This is a genomic window from Shewanella sp. AS16, assembly GCF_021412365.1.
In the GTDB taxonomy this organism is placed as follows: Bacteria; Pseudomonadota; Gammaproteobacteria; order Enterobacterales; family Shewanellaceae; genus Shewanella; species Shewanella salipaludis.
The window spans coordinates 1-298 of record NZ_JAKCLK010000212.1; the positions used below are offsets into that span (position 1 = coordinate 1).

Consider the following 298-nt stretch of genomic DNA (forward strand, 5'->3'; position numbering starts at 1 on the left):
TGTAACCGACAACGACTACGTAATGTTGCCAGTAAACGTTCTGGCTCGCGGGTAGCAAGGAAAAACCACGTTTCTGCTGGTGGCTCTTCAAGCGTTTTCAGCAATGCGTTAGCCGCGGCGTCGGTTAGTAAGGCAGCATCGGTTACCCAGACAACTTTCGCACCACCTAAGCGTGCGTGCTCATTCAGCTTTTCGGTGACCTCACGTACCGCATCAATGCCCAGCGCATTTTTCCCTTTTTCGGGAGCCAGGGTGTAGTAATCGGGATGTGTGCCAGCCTGCATCAACTGACATCCAC

The 298-nt window shown here is 53.0% G+C and carries 1 pseudogene; it reads right to left on the reverse strand.

The features are described 5' to 3' along the window. A pseudogene (locus tag LZP73_RS20045) lies at window positions 1–284 on the reverse strand (DNA polymerase III subunit delta'); the annotation flags it as partial. Window positions 285–298: the final 14 nt, after the last annotated feature.